Source organism: Komagataeibacter europaeus, assembly GCF_002173515.1.
In the GTDB taxonomy this organism is placed as follows: domain Bacteria; phylum Pseudomonadota; class Alphaproteobacteria; order Acetobacterales; family Acetobacteraceae; genus Komagataeibacter; species Komagataeibacter europaeus.
This window is the reverse complement of sequence record NZ_CP021467.1, coordinates 2,669,860-2,686,365: the sequence shown is the minus strand read 5'-3', so window position 1 is coordinate 2,686,365 and position 16,506 is coordinate 2,669,860. Positions and strand designations below refer to the sequence as shown.

Annotated in this window: 14 protein-coding genes; 2 read left to right on the top strand and 12 right to left on the bottom strand. The window is 62.0% G+C overall.

Features of this window, described 5'->3' with window-relative positions; all coding sequences use genetic code 11:
* Nucleotides 1–94 precede the first annotated feature (94 nt).
* The gene (locus tag S101446_RS12410; protein ID WP_048850483.1) at nt 95–1,489 is read left to right on the top strand and encodes an MFS transporter; all 1,395 of its coding nucleotides are present in this window, start codon (nt 95–97) and stop codon (nt 1,487–1,489) included.
* Between the two features lie 123 nt (nt 1,490–1,612).
* On the opposite strand, the gene S101446_RS12405 is transcribed toward S101446_RS12410, so the two are convergent.
* From S101446_RS12405 to ade, 10 genes are all read right to left on the bottom strand, one after another.
* Complete coding sequence (locus S101446_RS12405) at nt 1,613–2,956, bottom strand: nucleobase:cation symporter-2 family protein (RefSeq protein WP_238321907.1); 1,344 nt, start codon at nt 2,954–2,956, stop codon at nt 1,613–1,615.
* A 111-nt stretch (nt 2,957–3,067) separates the two neighbouring features.
* On the bottom strand, nt 3,068–5,572 hold the full coding sequence (locus S101446_RS12400) for a TonB-dependent receptor (RefSeq protein WP_010508231.1): 2,505 nt from the start codon (nt 5,570–5,572) through the stop codon (nt 3,068–3,070).
* A 485-nt stretch (nt 5,573–6,057) separates the two neighbouring features.
* Nucleotides 6,058–6,495, bottom strand: a complete 438-nt coding sequence (locus S101446_RS12395) for an ExbD/TolR family protein (protein ID WP_010508230.1) — start codon at nt 6,493–6,495, stop codon at nt 6,058–6,060.
* A gap of 54 nt (nt 6,496–6,549) precedes the next feature.
* The gene (locus S101446_RS12390) at nt 6,550–6,972 is read right to left on the bottom strand and encodes an ExbD/TolR family protein (protein WP_010508229.1); all 423 of its coding nucleotides are present in this window, start codon (nt 6,970–6,972) and stop codon (nt 6,550–6,552) included.
* A 2-nt stretch (nt 6,973–6,974) separates the two neighbouring features.
* Complete coding sequence (locus S101446_RS12385) at nt 6,975–7,991, bottom strand: MotA/TolQ/ExbB proton channel family protein (RefSeq protein ID WP_010508228.1); 1,017 nt, start codon at nt 7,989–7,991, stop codon at nt 6,975–6,977.
* An 86-nt stretch (nt 7,992–8,077) separates the two neighbouring features.
* Complete coding sequence (locus S101446_RS12380; protein WP_019085681.1) at nt 8,078–8,746, bottom strand: energy transducer TonB; 669 nt, start codon at nt 8,744–8,746, stop codon at nt 8,078–8,080.
* 622 nt (nt 8,747–9,368) lie between these two features.
* On the bottom strand, nt 9,369–10,196 hold the full coding sequence (locus S101446_RS12375; protein WP_087608473.1) for a hypothetical protein: 828 nt from the start codon (nt 10,194–10,196) through the stop codon (nt 9,369–9,371).
* On the bottom strand, nt 10,193–10,894 hold the full coding sequence (locus S101446_RS12370) for a hypothetical protein (protein ID WP_087608886.1): 702 nt from the start codon (nt 10,892–10,894) through the stop codon (nt 10,193–10,195). The genes S101446_RS12375 and S101446_RS12370 overlap by 4 nt, the downstream gene beginning before the upstream one ends.
* On the bottom strand, nt 10,887–11,765 hold the full coding sequence (locus S101446_RS12365) for a tyrosine-type recombinase/integrase (RefSeq protein ID WP_087608472.1): 879 nt from the start codon (nt 11,763–11,765) through the stop codon (nt 10,887–10,889). Before S101446_RS12365 ends, S101446_RS12370 begins: the two co-directional genes overlap by 8 nt.
* Nucleotides 11,766–11,790: 25 nt before the next feature.
* Nucleotides 11,791–13,491 carry an adenine deaminase gene (ade, locus tag S101446_RS12360; RefSeq protein ID WP_087608885.1) on the bottom strand — a complete coding sequence of 567 codons (1,701 nt, stop codon included), beginning with the start codon at nt 13,489–13,491 and terminating at the stop codon, nt 11,791–11,793.
* A 394-nt stretch (nt 13,492–13,885) separates the two neighbouring features.
* Here ade and thiC point away from each other — a divergent pair, with 394 nt between their 5' ends.
* Nucleotides 13,886–15,727 (top strand): phosphomethylpyrimidine synthase ThiC, encoded by a 1,842-nt coding sequence (gene thiC, locus S101446_RS12355; protein WP_087608471.1) that lies wholly within the window; start codon nt 13,886–13,888, stop codon nt 15,725–15,727.
* Between the two features lie 125 nt (nt 15,728–15,852).
* Here the strand turns inward: thiC and S101446_RS12350 are convergent, their stop codons facing one another.
* Together S101446_RS12350 and S101446_RS17755 are read right to left on the bottom strand one after the other, a co-directional pair.
* Entirely contained in the window at nt 15,853–16,281 is a 429-nt protein-coding gene (locus S101446_RS12350) for a hypothetical protein (RefSeq protein WP_087608470.1), read from the bottom strand.
* Nucleotides 16,278–16,469, bottom strand: a complete 192-nt coding sequence (locus tag S101446_RS17755; RefSeq protein ID WP_157684851.1) for a hypothetical protein — start codon at nt 16,467–16,469, stop codon at nt 16,278–16,280. The genes S101446_RS12350 and S101446_RS17755 overlap by 4 nt, the downstream gene beginning before the upstream one ends.
* Between the last annotated feature and the right edge of the window lie 37 nt (nt 16,470–16,506).

Below are 16,506 nucleotides of genomic sequence, written 5' to 3'. Positions count from 1 at the left end.
GTCCCGGCATCCGGACGGATGGCGTGGCTGTTGCGGCAGACCTGCATTCCGTTGCAGTATTGCAACATACGTTTCCGCCTGAAAAGCCGCTGCCATGCCCCCCCGATCCACCCCTGTCCTGACTGAAGGCGAAGGCCTGCATGGCGCGGCCCGTGTCCGCGCGGTGACCGCCGTGGCGCTGTCGGTGCTGCTGGCGCTGCTGGACTACGCCATCGCCAACGTCGCACTCCCCACCATTGCGCAGGATATCCATGTCTCGCCCGCATCGGCGGTGTGGATCGTCAATGCCTACCAGTTGGCCAGCGTGGTCTCGCTCCTGCCCATGGCGGCACTGGGTTCGCGTATCGGCTTTGCGCGGCTGTGCCAGATCGGGCTGGCGCTGCTGACGGTAGCGTCACTGTTCTGCGCGCTGTCGCATTCGCTGCTCATGCTGTCACTGGCGCGTGCGGTGCAGGGCGTGGGTGGCGCCTGCATCATGAGTGTCAGCATCGCGCTGATCCGCTTCATCTATCCCCATGCCATCCTTGGTCGCGGCATTGCGCTGAATGGCGTGATGGTGGCACTGGGCGTGGGGGGCGGGCCGACGGTGGCCTCCATCATCCTGACGGTCGCCACGTGGCCGTGGCTGTTCCTGATCAACATTCCGCTGGGGCTGACGGCTCTTGTGCTGGCGCTGGTTTCCCTGCCGCGCACGCCCATCAGCGCGGGTACGTTCGATGGGGTCAGCGCCATCCTGAACGTGCTGGCTTTTGGCGCGCTGATCATGGCGGGGGATTCGGTGGCGCACCATGCGGGCATGCCACAGGTCATCATGCTGCTGCTGACCGGGATTGTCGCGGGCTGGCTGCTGGTGCGCCGCCAGCGTGGACGCGCGCACCCCATGTTCCCGGTGGACATGCTGCGGATTCCGGCATTTCGCAGCGGGACGCTGATCGGGTTCGTCGCCTTTGTATCCTCGAACCTGTTCATGATCTCGTTTCCGTTCACGCTGCAGTCCATGTTTCATTACCCGCCATCCATCGTGGGGCTGCTCATGACGCCGTGGCCGGTCGGCATCATGGCCGTCGCCCCCGTCCTAAGCCGGCTGACGGACCGGGTTCCGGCCGCCATCCTGTCCTCGGTCGGGCTGTTCATGACCTCAATGGGGTTCCTGGCGCTCTATTTCCTGCCGCCCCATCCGGCATGGTACGACATTGCATGGCGCATCACGATCGCGGGCATGGGGTTTGGTGTTTTCCAGCCCCCCAACAACCGCATCATGATGATTACCGCACCACCAGGCCGTTCGGGCAGCGCGTCGGGCATGGTGCAGATCGCGCGCCAGTGCGGGCAGGCCACGGGGGCCATGTGCGTGGCCATGGCCTTTGGCCTGATCGCGCATGACGCGGAACGCAGCTGTCTTGGCTTCGGGTCGGCTGTCGCCTTCATCGGCATGTTGTGCAGCGCCACCCGGCTGATCAGCCGCCGTGCGGCAGAAAAAACTTCCTAACTAACTGTCTTAAATAATAAATTTATAAAAATAAAAGTTTTTTGGATGCCGCCTTGTTTCAAAATGGCGGCGTTTTTTGACGCTTTTTGAAAAAAGCTTCACCAAAAACTTTTTCACATAGCCTCAGGAGGCAGCGCGTTCGTCCACCCTGTCCACCACGCTTTCAACATCCGGCGCGCTTTTCCCCACAATCAGGTTCATCAGCACGCCCGACAGGATACACAGCAGCACGCCATTACCCAGCAGCAGCCGCGCCAGCCCGTCCAGGTGGGTAAACAGGTCCGGGCACGCCATGGGCAATACGCCCAGACCAATGGACACGGCGGCGATCAGGCCATTGCGCGTCCCCTCGAAACGGACATGCAGCAGTTCGCGTATGCCCCCAATGGTGGTCATGCCGAACATGACCAGTCCACATCCCCCCAGCACCGGCGGCGGCAGGGCCGCGATCAGCGCACCCAGCTTGGGAAACAGTCCCAACCCGATCATGACCACACCGGCGGCGGCGACGACAAAGCGGCTGCGGATATCGGTTATGGCGATCAGCCCGGTATTCTGCGTAAAGGCGTTGTAGGGAAAACTGTTGAACAGGCCGCCCAGCATGGTGGACAGGCCATCGGCCCGCAATGCGCCCGCAATGGTGGCGTCAGTCACCGGCACATCAACCACGCGGCCAATGGCCAGGCAGTTGCCAGTGGTTTCGGCCACGATGATGACCATGCTCAGCAGCATGATGACAACCGGCATGACATGGAATTCCGGCAGGCCGAATGCAAAGGGCATGCTGACGGCAAACCACGGGGCATCGGCCACCATGCCATAATGCCCCATGCCGCACAGGGCCGCGAGGATACTGCCCGCGATCAGCCCCACCAGAACGCTGATATTGGCCACGAACCCCCTGCCCCATGCCTGCACCCCCACGGTGATGAGGATGGTGACAAACGCCAGGCCCAGGTTTGCAATACTGCCAAAACCGGGCGCGCCGGGTGTGCCGCCGCCAATCCATCGCCCCGCCACCGGCACCAGCGTCAGGCCGATGATGGTGATCAGGCACCCGATCACCACGGGCGGGAAAAACCGCATGAGCCGCGCCATGACCGGCGCCAGCACCACCATCGCCAGCCCCGCGCCAATGACCGCGCCAAAGACCGAGCGCACCCCGTATATCTGGCCGATCAGCAGCATGGACGCCAGCATGGCGAAGGATGACCCCTGCACGATGGGCAGGCGGGAGCCGAACCGGCCGATCCCGATGCTCTGTATGATCGTGGCGATGCCCGATGTCATCAGCCCGCAATTGATCAGCAGCACGGTCTGTGCAGGTGACAGGTGCATGGCGGCAGCAAAGACCAGCGGCACGGCGACCGTACCGGCGTACATGACCAGTGCATGCTGCAGGCCAAAGGCAAACAGCATGCCTGCGGGCAGCATTTCATCAACGGGGTGTACTGGGCCTGTTTTCACAATCCATTTCCCGGGCTGACTGCCCCCGCGTTTTCGCGACGGCGGGACAGCATTGACACAAAGAACCCCGCCTTTTTTACAAAAGGCGGGGTTTGCCGTGCGTGGTGACGATCAGAAGGAAGTGGAGATCGTGCCGGTCATGCTGAAGCGCGGCTCGACCATGAAGGAATTGCCATCCGCATAGCGACCATTGCTGGCGCCATAAAAGACGGGATAGCCAGCCCCACCATTGCTCTGCGCGCCAGCATGGTAGATCGCGCCCATTGCCCCGGTCCGGACGATCGACCCGGTCAGGTTGGTGAAGTTGAGCTTGAAGGTTGGGGACTTGGCATACATGAACGGCTTGAAGTGATAGCCAAGCGACAGGGTATCGGTCACATAACCCGGAATGCGTTCGCTGTTGTCCAGCGCGACCGACTGCGGGCCGGTATAGTGCACCGCCGCGTTGGCGAAGAAGCCACGGTACTTATACGTCAGGCCAAAGTTCGCCATGATGCGCGGCGCCATGATCGCCTGCTGTCCCTTGGCGGCATAGGTCGTGCCGGTATTGGGGTCCGTGACGTTGGAATCCTGTGTCGCATGCAGGTACTCGAATGATGCATACGGGCTGAAACCATGGATCGGGCGGCTGGCGATCATGGCGTCAAAGCCGCGCATGGTCTGGTTGCCCGCCTCGATCGGCACATACTGGTTGGCCCCGATATAGGTATCCATCAGGCGATTGGTCACGTTGTAATTGAACAGTGACAGATCAAACATGACATATTTGTCGTGATACCGGTACCCCAGTTCTTCCTTGATGGAATACTGGTTCTTCAGCATCTTGGCATATTCCGGATCCAGCCAGCCCAGGTCGGTGGCGCTCGGTTCGCGGTAATCACCCTCTGCGTTGAAATAAACCTGGTGATGATCGTTGATGGTGTAGCTGACGGAAAGCTGCGGCAGGGGTTCCGTCGTGTTGGCCCCCATCCGGCCGGTAGCGGAACCGTTCTTGCCGTAAACCCATGACCCCGTGTTGGGATTGGATGTCCATCCCTTGTCCCACGCATCGGACATGACAAACTTGAAGCCCGCATGGATCTGCAGCTTGTCATTGAAATATTTTGCCGTGTCCTGAATGAACAGGGCATGCAGTTCATAGCCCGCGTTCACACCCGTGGTGCCAAACGACGTGACCTGATAGGCAGGCCAGTTCGGGCTGGGCCCTTCACCATTCGCCATGGTGTTGCTGGTGGGATAGTTCTGGATGGTCTGGTTGTTTTCATACCAGTAGCCAAACGACAGGTGGTTATGCCTGTCGATATCATAACCGACCTTGGCCACCACACCGACCTGCCGAGCTTCGTTTTCAAGGAAGTAAGAGGTCTGGTTCTGGGCCTGCTTTACATCCCAGTACGGACCATTCGCATTGGTGCCCGACGCCGAAACATAGGGCGTGCCGTTACCCGGCGAGGCATCCCACCCCTGACCAAAGCTGAAATAGGGCTGCAGGTCGAATGCGAATTTCGCAGGCAGCACGACATGCACCGGCGCCGTCAGGAAGATCTGGTTCCAGTGATCGTTGTTGTTCTTCCAGTAGTTGTCACTGGTCGGGTCGGAGTTACGGCCGTAACCCGTGCCCGTGTGCTTGTAGTCATAGAACGCCGTGCTGTCGGGATAGGCATCAATGGTGAAATCTTCGGAGTTCCATGACAGGAACAGCCGTGCGTTCGAACCGTTTTCCCAGTCTTTCTGCAGGCCGAAATCGATATGCTTGCGCTGGTTGATGCCCGAACCCATCCACGAACGTGCATGCGTGTTGGAGAACGAGAAGTAGCCACGGATGCCGGTCTTGCCGATATCACCCGATTCAAGGCGGATGAATTCACGCGACAGGTTGTTCGTCCCGTAGGAAAAGTCCGTCATGCCGCCGAATTTGTGCGATGCCGTGTGCGAATGTTCGTTCATCACGCCACCGGCGGCGGACATGACCGGCAGGTCGGTGCCCGCCGTGCCCGGTGTCACCTCGACACTGTCGAGGTTTTCGGAATCAATGTCTTCCGCCATGTATTTGGCCGCCGCGGCAGGCGCGCCGTCAACCATCAGGCCCATGTCCAGATCGGTCAGGCCGCGGGTCTGGATCTGGCCACCCTCCATGCCCGAGGAATCCGGGGTGGTGACATTCATGCTGGGCAGGTTCTTGACCAGATCGAGCGCCGTGCTGGTCGGGCTGCGCATGTCAATGAACTGCTTGCCCACGGTCTGGACCGCATGCGGCGCCGTTTCCAGCCGCATCATGCCGCCGCCGCCATCACGCGCCTGACGGGACGAGGCGACGCGGATCATTTCCGGCCCCTGATGGTCCACGATACCCGTGGGCTGCGCCGGGGCGGCAGTCTTCGGCTGTGCCGCCGCAACGTGCCTGGGCGTGACATGATGGTGCTGTGCCGGTGTTGAGGTCGCCGTCTGTGCCCACGCATCCGCCCCCGTGGCGATACAGACGGTCCCCACCAGGCAGGACATGGCACGCAGCCGTGTCTTCAGTCCCGGCATCCGCAGACCGGCAAGTCCGGGACGCCCCCCCGCGATCCGTACCTGACGTTTTACTGCGCTATAGATATCCCGGCCCGTCTTCATGTATTCCCCCGCAAATATATGTGGCGTCCGCTTTTACGGGCAGCCATACGGTTTCCAGTGGCAGCTATCCCCGTCTGCCTTCCTGTCCACAGCCCCCGTCCCGTCCGGTCATGCTGAAGTAATTACGGAAACTGAATATTCCGCCTGTTTGTTGACTTATGAAATACACATGCGCAGGCAAAGTTTAAAAAATGCAACACGCTGTTTATCTATCTGACCACGGCATGGCCACCGCACCGGGTATCGGACTGTATCCCCCGAAAATACAACGATTCTTGCGTTTTTTCTGATTTGCCGGAAACGCCAGGCACGGCTGGAACAGGCGGAACAATGTGGCCTGTGTGTCTTTGATACCACAGGCCCGATCACCAGAATGCCCTAAAAAACGGCATTTCTTCCCGCCGGGACCGGACATGAAAAAACGGCCCTTCCCGAAGGAAGGACCGTTGTGCTGGCCGATCTACAGTAATCAGGAACAGGCTGGCTTACTGTGCATCCATGAACTGGTCGCTGCCCATGATACCCAGCTTGCTCACACCCAGGCGCTGCGCATCCGCCAGCACCTTCGCCACGACCTTGTAGCTGGCCAGGCGATCGGGATGGATGTGCATTTCCGGCTGGACCGGCTGGGCCGCCGCATCCCTGAAACGGGCCTGCAGGTCCGCGTCATCGGCAACGGGTTCGCCATTCCATGTGATGGTGTTGTCAAAATCGATCGCCACCGTATCCACAACCGGATCCGGAGCGGAGGACGGCGGGGGATTACCCTGCGGCAGATCGATCGAGACTGAATGCGTCTGGAGCGGAATGGTGATGATCAGCATGATCAACAGCACCAGCATGACGTCAATCAGGGGCGTGGTATTGATATCGACAATACCTTCGTCCTCGGTCGTGCTGTCTGAGCCGATATTCATGCCCATGGTCTACTCTCCCGAAATTGGCCGGGGCACACAGGCCCCGGCCGGGAATGGATATCAGCCGTGCGGCTGCTCGGTAATGAAGTCGATGTGGATGATACCGGCCTGCTGACAGGCTGCAATCACCTTGCCCACACCTTCGTATTTCGCCGCCTGGTCACCACGGATCTGGATCTGTGGCTGTGGGTTTTCCGCCGCCACGTGCTCCAGGTGGGATTCCAGGTCGGCATAACTGGTAAGCGGCGTTTCGTTCCAGTATGCCTGCCCCTGCGGGGTCACCGCGATGACGATGTTGTTCATCATCGTCCGGGTGGGCTGGTTAGCATCCATGGGGAGGCTAACCTTGATGGTATGTGTCGCGACGGGGATGGTGATCAGGAAGATGATCAGCAGCACCAGCATGACATCGACAAGCGGTGTGGTGTTGATGGCGGACACCACCTCGTCTTCATCGCTGCCACCTCCAACTTGCATACCCATGATCAGGCCACCCGGTTATCGATAGTCGTCGTGGTCGGGGAGTTGTCCGGATGAATGGTGATTTCCGCACCATGGCGATAACCACCCATCAGGATCGACTGCACGTCAGCGGCGAAGTTGCGGATCTTGTCCATCGCACCCTTGTTGCGGCGGACCAGCAGGTTGTAGCCCAGCACCGCAGGCACGGCAGTGCCCAGGCCGATGGCGGTCATGATCAGCGATTCACCAACCGGACCGGCAACCTTGTCGATCGAGGCCTGGCCCGCGATGCCGATGGCCGTCAGGGCGTGGTAGATACCCCAGACCGTGCCGAACAGACCCACGAACGGCGAGGTCGAACCCACGGTGCCGAGGAAGGCAAGGCCGCCCTGCAGCTTGGTCTGGATCACGTCAACCGAACGCTGGATGGACATGGTGGTCCAGGAATGCAGGTCGATGGATTCCTGCATCGTGCCTTCGTGGTGTTCGGCGGCCTTGACGCCGGTATCGGCGATGTAGCGGAACGGGGAGTTCGCGGGCAGGGCGGCGGCGCCGTCCTTGATGGAACCCTTGGTCCAGAAGTCGCTCATGACCTGCTTGGCGGCGTTCATGACACGCGCCTGCTCAAAGAACTTGGTGATCATGATGTACCATGTGCCAAGCGACATGAAGACCATGATCAGCAGGACGCCACGGGCAATGAAGTCACCATTGGCCCACAGCGCGCCAAGGCCGTACGGGTTGCCCTCGGGCGCCTTGGGGGGGGCGTCGGCCGGCGGGGCTTCAGCAGCGGGCGCAGGCGCCGGGGCGGCGTCTGCCGGGGCGGCTGCCTGCGGGGCCGGTGCATCCGCGCCGGGCGCCGGGGTGGCGGCAGCGCCGCTGCCATCGGTTGCGGGGGCGGAAACCGCCGGTGCCGTGGCCGCATCGCTAGCGGCCGGGGCGGCATCCTGGGCCAGCGCGGCAAGCGGGGAAGCCGCGCACAGCATGGCAGCGAAAGCAGCCGAGGCAACAAGAGTGTGTTTACGATGCAGTCTGATCATTTAACCAAAATCCTCTGGAGCAGGATGTTTTTTCCGAGGCGGCGGGGTGCTGCCGGCCCCCGCCGTGCCTGACCTAACATTCAGGCTCAGTCATTCAGACTGAACGTGATCGTATAGAGATGGTGGAACTCCTTGACGGGCACACCATTTTTGACAGCCGGTGCATAACGCGAACGGCGGACTGCCTTCAGCGCGGCATCAGCGAATGCCTGACCGCCCTTTACGTTGACCACCTGGCAGTTGCTGGTGACACCGCTGGGTTCCACGTCACATGCCACGGACACGACGCCTTCACGGCCTTCTTCCGACATTTCTTCCGGATATTCCGGAACGACATGGTTCAGCGGCGACGTGCCGGCCATGTGATCGGGCACCGGCGGGGCGTTGGACACGGGCGCATCAGCCGGCGGGGTCGCCTTTGCGGGCGGCATTGCCTTCGGCGGCTTCGTGTGGGTCACCTTCATCGGCGGCGGCGGTGTCGGCACCTGAATCTTCGGCGGCGGAATATACGGCGGCGGCGGCTGCGTAATTTCCGGCGGCGGCGGCGGTGGTGGCGGCGGCGGCGGTGGCGGTGGCGGTTCCTTGATCATGTGGACCTGCACCGGCGGCCGCGGCGGTTCCTTGGGTGCATCCGGCGGGGAACTGAGCCCGAACAGGAGCGCCAGCACCAGCAGCCCTTCAAACACCAGGACAAGCGCGAAAACGATTACCTTTTGTAGTCTATTATCACTCTGTTCCGCATACGTCATACCCATACCTCACTCAGAACGGCATAGTTTTAGGAAGGAATTATTACAGAATTTGTTCTGGATGTTCTGATTTCACCAATTTTACTACGGGAGTATGACCAGATTTCTACGAAACGACTGATGCGATCCGCCTTGTTCTCCCCGGCTCAACCCTGAAGCACGACACCCCCCCTTTCCGGCGGAACGGAAAGGCACGACCATCGCCACCTCCGGCAGTGCATATGCCAATGCATGGGCATTGCATGCACCCTGCCCTGACAGGCCAAGCCACTCATTCATCACGCTTTATCCATAAACATTATTAACATCTCGAAATCAACCCTGATCTTGTATGAAATAATCTCGGTATGAACGTCCTGCCCGACACATCATGGCCCATGGCGCGGAACGCCTTATGAAACAGCCCCTGTCAGTGTCCGGCAGGCCAGTAAAAAACTCTTGCCTGCCAGCTTGATCAAAAAAAAATCCCAGTCAAGCAAACTGTTAAAAAATGAGGGAAAAAAATCTGTCATTCCCGCAGGAATGGCCTGTTTTCCCACAAAACGTTGTCATTTCGATACAAATTAGCAGTTGGCAAATATAAGCTGCAACGATAAATTCATTTCACTGTATTTTCAGGTGAAATGAATCAGCTCCCGTCCCGCCCCGTCCGGGCCGACACGCCACTGAAACGGGGCAGCGTTTCCGGTGCGGCCTGATGGGCCAGCGCCTCCCCCTGCTTCACCATTTCCAGACAGGCGGCGAACGTACTGCTCCATGCCGAACGCCGCTGTCCCGATGACAGGTCGGCAGCCGGTCCCATGCGCACGGAATCGGGCAGCATCCGGTCCAGCGGCACCGGCTCGTCACGGGCCCGCGCCAGGCATGTGCGCACGCGCGTGCGGGCGTCCTCCACGGAAAACAGGTCAAGCTGCACGGGGGCGTAGAACGGTGTCTCCACCGGCATGACGCCCCAGTTGCCATCGAATACCGCAAGGCACCCCCACAGGAATTCGATCCGGTCCACTTCCCACTGCGCCGATTCGTCCCCTTCCGGTGCGACCGCGCCACCAAAGGCGTGAACATCACGGCCAAGTTGTTCGCGCACTGCAAGCCAGCCTGCAAGGCGGACGGCATCCTCCGCCGCCATCAGGCGCGTGCGCAGGTCCACCGCTTCCTGTGTCGCCTGCTGCTGGCGCGGGTCATCCGCTGGCAGCATGAGGCGCGAACGCAGCAGCAGCAGCCCCGACGCCATGACCGCCCACTGCGCCTTGATCCCCAGCGGCAGGGACGTATGCGTGCGCGCCGCTTCGGCCAGCTGGTCAATCAGGGTGACGATATCCAGCCGTGCCAGATCGATTTCCCGCGCATGCACCAGTTGCAGCAGGTGCGACAGGCCACCGTGGTAGATGTCGAGTACAATGACCGGTTCGCCATCGGGCAGCTTTCCGCTGAACAGGTCGGCCTGCCCTGTCATGCCAGCGACCGTTCCGACAGGCGGAATGTCAGGGTGGGGTAATGTTCCTCCATCCGGCGGATCACGGGCGCGGGCGTGCCCATGCGGGTAAAGAAGCCATACACCATGGCCCGGTGGTCACGCGGCAGGCGGCGGCCAGCCTTGCGGCCCGGCAGGTGGCGCACCTGCCGCGGCGCTTCGGTCAGGCCCCAGTTATCGCGCAGCCAGGCCCGTGCATCGGGATGGGTGGCGCCAAGCTGGAGAATCCGTTCCGGCACCGGGACAATCTGGTGGAAATCCAGCGGGCAGGCCTTTTCCGCCCGCAGGCCCAGACGGGCGTGACGGGCCTCCGCCGCCGCGCGGAACTGGCGCGCCAGAATCCGGCAACCATCAATGGACAGCCCGGCCCGACCGCGCGCGGGGGAATTGGCGCCGATCGCCAGCGCGAACATGTCTTCCTCCACCCGTTCGGCATCAAACGGCCATGGGATCAGGCCGGGACCGGCGGCCTCGACCACGAAGGCGTCCATGCCCGTATCCGGCCCGTAGACCAGCAGGTGCCACCACTGCCATGGCGAGGGTTCGGCAGGCTGCGGCCATGCGGAAAGCGGACGCCGCCCCCGCCGTCCCGGCGCACGGCGCGTGGCCTCGGCGGCTTCCTCCTCCCGTGCGGTGGCAGGGGGCAGGTCGGCCCAGGGCAGGCGCAGGTTTTCAGTCATGGGCCAGCAGGCGTTCATACGGGCGCAGGGCGCGCGGGTCACGATAACGGGTATGCTGGCACAGGGATTCGGTTTCCATGCCCTGCCGCAATGCCGCGACAATATAGCCCGAGCGCAGGGCATGGGCGCTTAACGTCGCGGCGATATCCGGCGGAACTTCCGCCATCAGCGCGCGGCGTTGCAGGATACGGGTCACGGCATATGGGGTCAGCGCCCGTCCGCCCACGCGTTCGCCCTTGGAAATGGCACGGAACAGCGGCCCGGTCTGCCGGTGCGCCACCTGCTGCCACGCGGCAAACGCCGCGGCGGGACACATCGCGCCGTCAGACGACAGGGGCAGGCCGACCGGCTGTGCCGCGCCTTCCTCCCGAATGTCCAGCACGACCTGTGTCCGTTCAACGCGCACGTCTTCCACCTGCAGTCCAACCAGTTCCGAGCGCCGCAGCGCCCCCGCGAAACCGAACAGCAGCAGGCAACGGTCCCGCAGGCCCCGTGGGGATCCGTCCGTACAACATTCAACCATGGCGCGCAGCATGTCCGGCGTCACCACCGCAGGCGGCGCGGCCGGCCGGCTGGCACGTTCGGTCATGTCTGCCACCGCCGTGCGAAGAACGGGGTCGGTCACATTCCACGCCATGCCGTTAAAACGGTGCATCTTGCCAATCGCGGCCAGCCTGCGCCGGATGGTGGCGGGCGCGAATTCCGTCAGGCTGCGCAGATAGGTCGCCACGACCTGCGCCGTGGCGGGAATGGGAGAAACGGCATGGACCCCGCACCAGTTGGTGAAATGCACCCAGTCCGCACGATAGGCACGCAGGGTGGCCACGGCCTCGCGCGCGGGGGGGGCGGCGACATCACTGGCCCCTGTCATGGGCTGCTCCTGTATCGTGACCGTGTCAGACCAGTTCCATCCGGTTGACATCCACCATGCCGAAATCCGTAATCTTGAGGTGCGGGATAACCGGCAGTGGCAGGAAGGCCAGCTGCAGGAACGGCTCATCAAGCTGGCAGCCCAGCGCGCGGGCGGCGGCGCGCAGGACCTCCAGCTGGTCACGCACGGTCTCGAACGGGGCGTCACTCATAAGGCCCGCGACCGGCAGCGGCATGTCCGCAACAACCATTCCGTCGCGCACCACGACAAAGCCGCCGCCGGTCTTTTCCAGATGGTTGACCGCAACCGCCATGTCCGCGTCATTCATGCCCACCACGCAGATATTGTGGCTGTCATGCCCGACCGAGGACGCCAGCGCCCCGCCCGACAGGCCGAATCCCCTGACAAACCCGCGCCCGATATTATCGTTGTGCCCATGCCGCGCCACCACGCAGATACGCGCGATATCCTGCGCCGGGTCGGGCTGGACAATACCATCGACCACCGGCAGGTCGGCATGCAGGAAAGGCGTGATGATCTGGCCGGGCAGCAGACCGATCACCGGGCGCTGCGTGCCGCTGCCCTTGATCTGCATGTCCTGCGCACTGACGGGCGCGGGCAGGCTGATGCTGTCGGTGCCGACGGGGGGTATGATGTCACGCGCGGCAAACAGTGCGTCATTCACCAGCCGCCCAGCGCTGATCACGTCCGATACCCGGCATTCGCGCAGGTCATCAAGCAGCACGATATCCGCCCGCCGGCCCGGCGCGATCATGCCCCGGTCGCGCAGGCCGAACGCGTTGGCCGCACTGAGCGAGGCGCTGCGATACGCCGCCAGCGGTTCCACCCCCAGCGAGATGGCAAGGCGGATCAGGTAATCCAGATGCCCTTCATGCGCGATTTCCAGCGGGTTGCGATCATCGGTGCAGAAGGCGAAGAACGGTGACGTAACCGGATTGAGCAGCGGCACCAGCGCACGCAGGTCCTTGCACACCGACCCCTCGCGGATCAGCACCATCATGCCCTTGCGCACCTTTTCCAACGCCTCTTCCGCCGTCGTGGCCTCATGGTCGGTGGTGATGCCGGCGGACAGGTAACCATTGAGCCTGCGCCCGCGCAGCAACGGCGCATGGCCGTCAATATGCCCCCCCGCGAACGCCTCCAGCTTTTCCATGCATACCGGGTCGCCATTCAGGACGCCGGGAATGTTCATGAACTCGGCCAGGCCAATGACCTTGGGGTGGTCGCGATACGGCAGCAGGTCGGCAGCCCCCAGCGTCGCACCCGATGTCTCAAGGGCGGTGGACGGCACACAGCTGGACAGGTTCACCCGCAGGTCCATGACCGTGCGCATGGCCGCTTCGGTAAAATAGTCCAGCGCCGGACGGCCCAGCACGTTGGCCATTTCATGCGGGTCGCATATGGCGGTGGTCACACCATGGGGCAGCACGCAGCGGTCGAATTCAAACGGGGTGATCAGCGAGGATTCGACATGCAGGTGCGTGTCGATGAAGCCCGGCACGGCAATGCGGCCATGCCCGTCGATCACGGTCGCGCCCTCGTAATGATCCAGCGTGCCGACAATGGTGTCACCACATATGGCGATGTCGGTCGGCAGCAGTTCGCCCGTCACCAGATCGAACAGGCGGACATTGCGGATCACGGTGTCCGCCGCCACCCGTCCGCTGCCCTGTGCAATCCGATCGGAAATCACGCTACCTGCCATGCTGCCCTGCTTCCCCACAAAAGATGGATGTTTCCCGCACTCTATCACAACCGTGCGGCTGGCAAATCGGCACACGAATTCTTTTTCATCCCGCCCGTTCGTACCCCTTCCAACAATGTTGACAAGTGCCGGGCGTTTCATGATCCTGAAATGACCAAGGGGAGTCCCGGCAAGGGGCTGAGATACCGCTGGCATGGGCCGACCATGCGCGCGGGGACCCTTCCGGGCGCATCGTGCGTTCCGGGGAACCTGATCCGGCTCATACCGGCGGAGGGACTGGTGCAGACAATCGGCACGATGCGTCAGATCTGACGACACTGCGCACATGATCCCCATGTGGCGTTCCGGTTTTCTCCCCACACCCCCTGTCGGAGAGAAAACGAGGAGCATTGTCATGACCACCGTTGCTTCGCCTTCATCTCCCGACCATGTCACCACCGGCCCCATCATGGGGTCCACCAAGGTCTGGTCCACGCCTGAAGGGCATGCGCATATCCGCGTGCCCTTCCGCGAAATCGCCCTTGAACCCAGCGCCAACGAACCGCCGGTGCGGGTCTATGACACCTCCGGCCCCTATACCGACCCGACCGTGCGGATCGACGTACGCGCGGGGCTGGAGCCGATCCGCGCGCCCTGGATCGCGGCCCGCAACCTGCCCACGGTCACGCCACGCACCGTGCGCCCCGAGGACAATGGCTTTGCCAGGGGTGAAAACCTGGTCCCCGCCTGCCCTGCGCCCCATGCGGTGCATGAAGGCCAGCCGGGACAAATGGTCACGCAGTACGAATTCGCCCGTGCGGGTATCATTACCGAGGAAATGATCTACGCCGCCCACCGCGAAAACCTTGGCCGCGCCACCATGGACGAAGGGGCCGAGGCCCGCCGCGCGGATGGCGAGGATTTCGGGGCCGACATTCCCGCCTTCGTCACCCCGGAATTCGTGCGGTCCGAAATTGCGGCGGGCCGCGCCATTCTGCCCGCCAACATCAATCACCCCGAACTGGAACCCATGGTGATCGGTCGCAACTTCCTGGTGAAGGTCAACGCCAATATCGGCAATTCGGCCGTCACATCATCGGTTGCGGAAGAAGTGGAGAAGATGGTCTGGTCCATCCGCTGGGGCGCGGATACGGTCATGGACCTGTCCACGGGGCGCAATATCCACAACATCCGCGACTGGATCCTGCGCAACGCGCCGGTGCCCATCGGCACGGTGCCGCTGTACCAGGCACTGGAAAAGGTCGGCGGCGTGCCGGAGGACCTGACATGGGAAATCTTCCGCGACACGCTGGTCGAACAGGCGGAACAGGGCGTGGACTACTTCACAATCCACGCCGGCGTGCGGCTGCGGCATGTGCCGCTGACGGTCGACCGCGTGACGGGCATCGTATCACGCGGCGGGTCGATCATGGCGGGATGGTGCCTGCACCACCACCGCGAGAGCTTCCTGTATGAGCATTTCGAGGAAATCTGCGACATCATGCGCCGCTATGATGTCTCGTTCTCGCTGGGGGACGGACTGCGCCCCGGTTCCATTGCCGATGCGAATGACGCGGCCCAGTTCGCCGAACTGGAAACCCTGGGCGAACTGACGAAAATCGCATGGGCCAAAGGCTGCCAGGTCATGATCGAAGGGCCGGGCCACGTGCCCATGCACAAGATCAGGGTCAACGTGGAAAAGCAGCTGCGTGAATGTGGCGAAGCGCCGTTCTACACGCTTGGTCCGCTCACGACCGATATCGCGCCGGGTTACGACCACATCACGTCGGGCATTGGCGCCGCCATGATCGGGTGGTTTGGCACGGCCATGCTGTGTTACGTCACGCCGAAGGAACATCTTGGCCTGCCCGACCGCAATGACGTGAAGGTTGGCGTCGTGACCTACCGCATCGCCGCCCATGCCGCCGATCTGGCCAAGGGGCACCCGGCGGCGCGCATCCGTGACGACGCGATCAGCCGCGCGCGCTTCGACTTCCGCTGGAATGACCAGTTCAAGCTGTCGCTCGACCCGGATACGGCGTGTTCCTATCATGATGAAACGCTGCCGCGCGAAGCGCACAAGAACGCGCATTTCTGTTCCATGTGCGGCCCCAAATTCTGTTCCATGCGCATAAGCCACGACCTGAAGGCCAATGCCGCACGGCAGGCGGGGCTGGAACAGAAAAAGGAGGAATTCCGCAGCAACGGCAACCGGATCTATGTGCCGGTGGATGAAGCGGCAACACCTGCGCAATAAGACGCAGCCTGCCACCACCAGACATACAGAAGTTCTTGGTGAAGCTTTTTTCAAAAAACTTCAGGGAACGCCGCCTTTTTGAAAAAAGGCGGCACCCAAAAACTTCTGTCCCCTGAAGTAATCTTCTAGCGGAAAATGGTAACGCAGTCCGCATCGGACACCGGCGCTTCGGCTACCCTGTCCCGCGCGACGGCACGCCCCCCCGCGCGGCGGATCATAAGGAACGGCCCCGACCAGGAACCGGCAATCCGCCATTCCCCCTCGAGCTCGTTGCCATCCGCGTTCAGTGTGCCCGTGTACAGCACGGCATGCTGGCGCACGCCGTCTTCGTACGTTTTCGTAAAACGTACCCGCGTCCCGCTCCGCTCCCCCCGCGCCGTGGCGATGAAGCATTCACCGGCATTGGCCCCCGACGTGGCGCGTTCCGTCACCGTGCCGCCCACATGGCCACCATTCTCGAACAGCGAGGCAGAGAAAAACTCGGGTGTCAGCGTGTGGGGATAGCTGAACTGCCCGTCCCACTGTCCTGTCACATCCAGTGTCTTCTCGCTCATCGATCCTGTTCTTTCCCTGTAACGATAAAAATTCCAGAAGTTCCGGGTGCTGTTTTTTGAAAATCAGCGTTTTCTGAAGCTTTTTTAAAAAGCTTCACCAAAAACTTTTCCATTATCCGCACGGATGCAAACGGGGCGGCCCACGCTGCAACAGCATGGGCCGCCCCTGAATGATGATCATCCATCATGGCCGGGCATGCGGGACACCCGATCCATGAGCGAAAA

Bases quoted from the DNA above. Each gene is read 5' to 3' on its own strand.
- S101446_RS12410 (WP_048850483.1), top strand. From the start codon at position 95: ATGCCCCCCCGATCCACCCCTGTCCTGACTGAAGGCGAAGGCCTGCAT.
- S101446_RS12400 (WP_010508231.1), bottom strand. From the start codon at position 5,572: ATGAAGACGGGCCGGGATATCTATAGCGCAGTAAAACGTCAGGTACGG.
- S101446_RS12395 (WP_010508230.1), bottom strand. From the start codon at position 6,495: ATGGGCATGAATATCGGCTCAGACAGCACGACCGAGGACGAAGGTATT.
- S101446_RS12390 (WP_010508229.1), bottom strand. From the start codon at position 6,972: ATGGGTATGCAAGTTGGAGGTGGCAGCGATGAAGACGAGGTGGTGTCC.
- S101446_RS12385 (WP_010508228.1), bottom strand. From the start codon at position 7,991: ATGATCAGACTGCATCGTAAACACACTCTTGTTGCCTCGGCTGCTTTC.
- S101446_RS12380 (WP_019085681.1), bottom strand. From the start codon at position 8,746: ATGGGTATGACGTATGCGGAACAGAGTGATAATAGACTACAAAAGGTA.
- S101446_RS12375 (WP_087608473.1), bottom strand. From the start codon at position 10,196: ATGACAGGGCAGGCCGACCTGTTCAGCGGAAAGCTGCCCGATGGCGAA.
- S101446_RS12370 (WP_087608886.1), bottom strand. From the start codon at position 10,894: ATGACTGAAAACCTGCGCCTGCCCTGGGCCGACCTGCCCCCTGCCACC.
- S101446_RS12365 (WP_087608472.1), bottom strand. From the start codon at position 11,765: ATGACAGGGGCCAGTGATGTCGCCGCCCCCCCCGCGCGCGAGGCCGTG.
- ade (WP_087608885.1), bottom strand. From the start codon at position 13,491: ATGGCAGGTAGCGTGATTTCCGATCGGATTGCACAGGGCAGCGGACGG.
- thiC (WP_087608471.1), top strand. From the start codon at position 13,886: ATGACCACCGTTGCTTCGCCTTCATCTCCCGACCATGTCACCACCGGC.
- S101446_RS12350 (WP_087608470.1), bottom strand. From the start codon at position 16,281: ATGAGCGAGAAGACACTGGATGTGACAGGACAGTGGGACGGGCAGTTC.
- S101446_RS17755 (WP_157684851.1), bottom strand. From the start codon at position 16,469: ATGATGGATGATCATCATTCAGGGGCGGCCCATGCTGTTGCAGCGTGG.